The sequence below is a fragment of the Stenotrophomonas pictorum JCM 9942 genome, assembly GCF_001310775.1.
GTDB classification, from domain to species: Bacteria; Pseudomonadota; Gammaproteobacteria; order Xanthomonadales; family Xanthomonadaceae; genus Stenotrophomonas; species Stenotrophomonas pictorum.
The window spans coordinates 1-5,674 of the sequence record NZ_BAZI01000179.1 but is presented as its reverse complement, the minus strand read 5'-3'; the positions used below and the strand labels follow the sequence as shown (position 1 = coordinate 5,674).

At 66.6% G+C, this 5,674-nt stretch carries 3 protein-coding genes and 1 pseudogene; 3 read left to right on the top strand and 1 reads right to left on the bottom strand.

From position 1 onward, the window contains the following. The coding region (gene murB / locus JCM9942_RS10005) for a UDP-N-acetylmuramate dehydrogenase (protein ID WP_054659407.1) at positions 1-893 on the top strand (893 nt) is incomplete at its 5' end. Continuing rightward, positions 887-1,815: pseudogene (locus JCM9942_RS10000) on the top strand (DMT family transporter). The gene murB and the pseudogene JCM9942_RS10000, both read left to right, overlap by 7 nt. A 222-nt stretch (positions 1,816-2,037) precedes the next feature. Here the strand turns inward: JCM9942_RS10000 and JCM9942_RS09995 are convergent. Then, a complete protein-coding gene (locus JCM9942_RS09995) occupies positions 2,038-4,881 on the bottom strand; it encodes a ligand-binding sensor domain-containing diguanylate cyclase (RefSeq protein ID WP_158499986.1) in 2,844 nt (947 codons plus the stop codon). Positions 4,882-5,515: 634 nt separating this feature from the next. On the opposite strand from JCM9942_RS09995, the gene JCM9942_RS09990 reads away from it, so the two are divergent. Beyond that, positions 5,516-5,674, top strand: a 159-nt coding sequence (locus JCM9942_RS09990; protein WP_157722858.1) for a transposase, incomplete at its 3' end; no start/stop codon positions are given.

Below are 5,674 nucleotides of genomic sequence, written 5' to 3'. Positions count from 1 at the left end.
CGCTGCTGGTGCTGGGCAGTGGCAGCAATGTGCTGCTGGCCGCCGATCCGCAGGCCACGGTGCTGGTGTTCGACAACCGCGACCTGCACATCCTCGAGCACCGCGCCGACCACGCCATCGTGCGCGCCGGTGCCGGCGTGATCTGGCATGAGCTGGTGCTGTGGTCGCTGGCCGAAGGCCTGTCCGGACTGGAGAATCTGGCGCTGATTCCCGGTACCGCCGGAGCCGCGCCGATCCAGAACATCGGCGCCTACGGCGTGCAGGTGGGCGAGTTCATCCAGACCGTCGAAGCCTGGGATACGCAGGAACAGGGGTGGGTACGGCTGGACCAGGACGCCTGCCGGTTCGCCTACCGCGACAGCGTGTTCAAGGCCGAGGCCGACCGCTACCTGATCACCGCCGTGGAGTTCCGCCTGCCCTTGCTGCATGAGCTGCGGCTGGACTATGCCGGCATCCGCGAAGAGCTGCAGGCGCAAGGTATCCAACAGCCGGTATCGGCCGATGTGGCCAATGCGGTGATCGCCATCCGCCGCCGCAAGCTGCCCGATCCGGAGGTGCTGGGCAACGCCGGCAGCTTTTTCAAGAATCCGATCCTGCCGCTGGAACAGGTGGAGGTGCTGCTGCAGCACTATCCCGCCCTGCCCGTGTTTCCGGGCAACGACGCGGCCAGCCGCAAGGTGTCGGCCGCCTGGATGATCGAGGCCAGCGGCTGGAAGGGCCGTCGCGAGGGCGATGCCGGCGTCTCGCCGGACCACGCGCTGGTACTGGTCAACCATGGCCACGCCACCGGTGCCGAACTGCTCGCGTTCGCGCGACGTGTTTCGGCGGCGGTGCTGGAGAAGTTCGGCGTCCCGATCGAACCGGAGCCACGGCTGATCGGCGCACAATGGTGAGCATCACCGCCGCGAACCGCGCGACTCCCGCACCGCTGCGCGCGGCGCTGCTGATGTTTGCCAGCGCGATGGCGTTCGGGCTGATGGCCATCGCCATCCGCTACGCCACCGGCCATGTGCCGACCCAGGAAGTGGCGTTCTTCCGCAACGGCTTCGGCCTGCTGGCGCTGCTGCCGGTCCTGCTGCGCCCAGGCCACGGCTCGCTGCGCACCCAGCAGCTGCCGCGCTACTTCCTGCGCAGCGCCATCGGCCTGGCGTCGATGCTGTGCGGCTTCTGGGCCATCGGTCACCTGCCGCTGTCGCAGGCCATCTCGCTGTCCTACTCCACGCCCTTGTTCGTCACCATCGCCGCGGTACTGTGGCTGGGCGAGAAGGTCCGGGTCCGGCGCTGGGCGGCGGTGATCGCCGGCTTCATCGGCGTGCTGGTGATCGTGCGCCCGGGAGTGTCAGGCTTCCAGGCCGGAAGCCTGATCGCCGTCGCCGCCGCCATGCTCAGCGCCCTGGTCGCGATCCAGATCAAGCAGCTCACCCGCGTCGACGGCCCCGACACGGTGGTGTTCTACACCTATGTATTCTGGGTGCCGCTGTCGTTGGTGCCGGCACTGTTCGTCTGGGTCTGGCCGTCGCTCACCGGCTGGCTGTGGCTCGTCGCCACCGGCGTGCTGGGCACGGTGGGACAGCTGTTCTGGACCCGCGCCCTGAAGCTGGGCGAAGTCTCCGCACTGACCCCGATCAGCTTCACCCAGCTGCCGCTGGTGGTGACGCTGGGCTGGCTGCTGTTTGGCGAAGTGCTGGATGGCTGGACGGTCGCAGGGGCACTGATCATCCTCGGCTCCAACGCTATATCGCCCACCGCGAGGCGGTACTGGCCCGCAGGGCGGCCCCGCACGCCGCCTGCACCAGCGGCAAGCTCGACGGATAGACCCCTTCTTGGCTGGGCGCTGAAGGCCCTGCAACCACGCCGTATCCGCTGAGGCGGCATGCCCCCTCATGCCACCCGGCCGACGCCCGCGGCCGCAGCGTGCTCCAACACGGAGGCCGGACAGAGTTCAGCGCCTCTCCAACCGCATGCCGAAGGTGATCCATGCCGCCGCTTGGCGCCTGCCGCCTGGCGGGCCGGCGCGCTGCGGAAAACATCCCCAGCTCAACCACACACCCGGTTGCGCCCGCTGCGCTTGGCTTTGTAGAGCAGCAGATCGGCGCGGCTGATGAGTTTTTCGTGATGGGTCAGCCCGACACGGTCGGCGACGCCGATGCTCACCGTCATTGTGAATCCGGGGGCAAAAGCGGAGGTGTCGATGGCGGTCACCGCCTGGCGCAACGCTTCGCACCGTGCCAGCGCCTGCTCGCGCGCAAGACCGGGAAACAGCAGCGCGAACTCCTCGCCGCCCCAGCGCGCCACAAGCACCTCATCGCCGGCATGCGCGCGGATCGTGTCGGCAGCGGCGCGCAGCGCTGCATCGCCGGCGGTGTGCGAGTAGCCATCATTGATGCGTTTGAAGTAATCCAGGTCGGCCAGCGCCAGCGCCAGCGGCGTCCCTTCCGTTGCGGCCCTGTCAAAGTCACGCGCGAGCGCTTCGTCAAAGGCGCGACGGTTCATCAATCCCGTGAGTGCATCCTCGCGCGCCTGTCGTTCGAATGCCTCGGCCTGGACGCGCAGATCGCGGGTACGCTCCTCCACCTGCGTGCCGAGACGGCGCTTGGCCGCCTGCAGGGCGTGCACGCGCCAGCGATACCAACCGTACAGCGCAAGCAGGGCCACCCCCGCCAGGCCGAGCCGGAAATCGCGGCGCTGCAGCAGCCGGGGCTGGATATGCAATGCGATGCGCGCCTCCTCGCGGCTCCAGCCCCCATTGGGATGGGCGGCCGATACGCGGAATACGTAATGGCCGGGGTCGAGGTTGGTGTACTGCGCAAAACGCAATGCGCCGCGCTCGACCCACTCCGGATCGAAGCCGTCGAGCCGGTAGCGATAGCGGATTTTTTCTGGAATCAAATAGCTCAGGCCGGCGAAATGCAGCTCGAGCTTGCGCGTGCCCGGTGGCAGGCGAAGCTCGGCCTGCAGCGGCACGGGACGATCATCCACGCGCACTTCCTCAATGACCACTGGCGGCGGCATGCGGGTAAGTTCGTGGATGCGGCCCGGCCCGGTCATCGCCAGTCCCCCGGCGGTGGCGAACCAGAGCTTTCCATCCGCGGTGCGCCACGCAGCCGGCCCGGAATTGCCGTTGTTCTGGGCACTCACCAGACCATCGCTTTCGTCGAACCATTCCACCTCCAGGCCCGATTGCCGGCCATCGGCCACGGCGTCCAGAGCCTGTCGCGCCACGCGCAACATGCCGCGGTTGGAGGTTAGCCAGAAATGATCCTCGCCGTCGGCCAGTACCTGGAAGATCTTGGCCACCGGCAATCCCTGCCCGGTACCAATCAGGCGCATCTGTCCGTCGCGGAGGCGGATCAATCCCTGGTTGGTCGCCAGCCACAGCGTGCCGTCATCGGTTTCGTGCAGGCCGAACACGTTGCTGGCGCCGAAATCGCGCAGCGGGTAAGCGCGGACATGCTCGCCGTCGATCTGCGCCAACCCGTTGGAAGTGCCGACCCACAGCACGCCATGGCGATCCTGGTGCAAAGCGATGATGAAGTCACTGGGCATGCCCTGGGCCAGGGTGTAGTGCCGCACACCCCGCGCGTCGACCCGGTTCAAGCCGCGCGAGGTGCCCACCCAGAGGGTGCCGTCCGCGGTTTCCAGCAGGGCGCGCACCTGGTTGCCGGTCAACCCACTGCGGCTGTCGAGATGGCGGCGCACGCGACCATCCCACAGCACCGCGCCGTGACTGTAGCTCCCCACCCAGACACCGCCTGCGCGCGACCTGCCGAGACTGAGCAGGGAATCACCGGGCAGGCCGTTGCGGCTGCCGGCTGCACTGAAACGACCATCACGCAGCCAGCCCAGGCCATCACTGGTGGCAACCCACAAGGTGCCCTGCGCATCGGCCAGCACACTGCGCACATAGGCGTTGGGCAAGCCGTCCTGCAGGCCGAACGTGCTGAAAGGCGCGTTGCGAAGGCGCACAAGGCCGCCGTTCGTACCGACCCACAGACTGTGTTCGCGATCCTCCCAGATTGCGGAAATCTGTTCATTGGGCAGGCCGTTGGCATTGCCGATGCGCTCCAGCCCATAGCTCCGGCTGTGGCGATACAGACCGGTGACGGTGCCCAGCCAGGCGGTTCCATCGGCCTCCACCATGATGCGGGTCACATTGGAGGGCGGCAGGTCCGGCGCCAGTGGTGCAAACCGTTCGCCGTCCTGCCGCCACGCCCCCTGCTCCATGCCGACATGGATGCGGCCATCCGGCCCGGAGACCACGGTGAACGCCTGTCCGGGCGGCAGACCCTCCGCCGCACCCAGTGCCACAAAACGCTTGCCTGAAGAGCGCGCCACACCGCCGGCAGTGGCGACCCAGATCGTACCGTCGTCCGCCTGCAGGAGCTTCAGCACGGAATTGCCTGGCAAGCCGGCATCGACATCGAAGCGCGTGATCGCACCATTGCTGCCGACATGCAACACGCCGCTGCCATGGGTTCCCACCCACAGCCCGCCATCTCGGTCCTCCACCAGATCGATGACCTGGTCCTGCGGCAGGGCTTCGCTGCCCGGCCAGGCACTCCAGCGCCCGGCGTGATAACGCACCACGCTGCCGCCCGCTGTCCCCAGTAGCAAGCCACCATCGCGTGCCACCCGTACGACCAGCACACTGCTGTCGCGCAATTCAGGCACCGCCCGCTGGTCGAAGATGCGGAAGTCGATTCCGTTGTAGCGCACCACACCTTCCCAGGTGGCGAACCACAGGTAGCCGTCCGGTGTCTGCGCGATGCCGTGGATCAGGTTGTGCGGAAGCCCTTCGCGCGTGGTCCATACTTCCCTGAAGTAGCCATCGAGCGGCCTGGGCGCCAGGCTCAGCGCCGGCCACGGAACCAGACAGAGCATGCACAGCAGGAGCACACCGCACAGCCGCTTCCAATGCGCGAATCGCCAGCTGTGCTCCCGAGCGTGCCCGGACGGGAAACGCACACAGGACTTGCCACCCTGATCGAACCCGTTGCGCGAGGCAAAGGCGTCATGCGGCATCGGGTTCCACCTGTTCGGCCATAAGGAAATGATCACCATAGTAAAGCCGTGCGGCCAATAGATCCGGCATCGACGAACACCACGGACGCGACTGACGTGCTGGGTACGGCGCCGCTCTGCTGGCCATGTTGAACCCGCCGCCCGCAGGTCCGCCGCATAAAGCAACGCCCCTGACGGGGCGTTGTGTGCGGCTGATTCAAACGCGGCAGGCCACCGGCGCTGGCACCGGAAGGATCACTCCCACTCGATCATCAACAGGTCACGCAAGCCCGCGTGGTTAAAAGGATTTGCGATGATCAACATGGGCCATTACCGTCGCTTTTACCGTCATCCGACAAGAGCTTTGTTTAGCGCGGAAGATGAAGGGGTTTGAGGGGCGACGACTCTGGCAACTCCATCGTCAATCGCCCTCTAGGATAGCGCAGACATGCACAGCGGTCTTCCTCCAAGCCTCACTTAGGGCCTGTTAACACTACTTGCTAACATACTGCGCATGGAACTTACGCCTGCGCAATTCGCGCGTATCGAGGATTGCCTGCCGCGGCAGCGGGGCAATGTGTCGCTGGACAACCTTCAAGTGCTCAACGCGATCCTGTTCGTGGCCGAAAATGGCTGCAAGTGGCGGGCCCTGCCCAAGCGGTTCGGCAACTGG

Bases quoted from the DNA above. Each gene is read 5' to 3' on its own strand.
- JCM9942_RS09995 (WP_158499986.1), bottom strand. From the start codon at position 4,881: ATGCTCTGTCTGGTTCCGTGGCCGGCGCTGAGCCTGGCGCCCAGGCCG.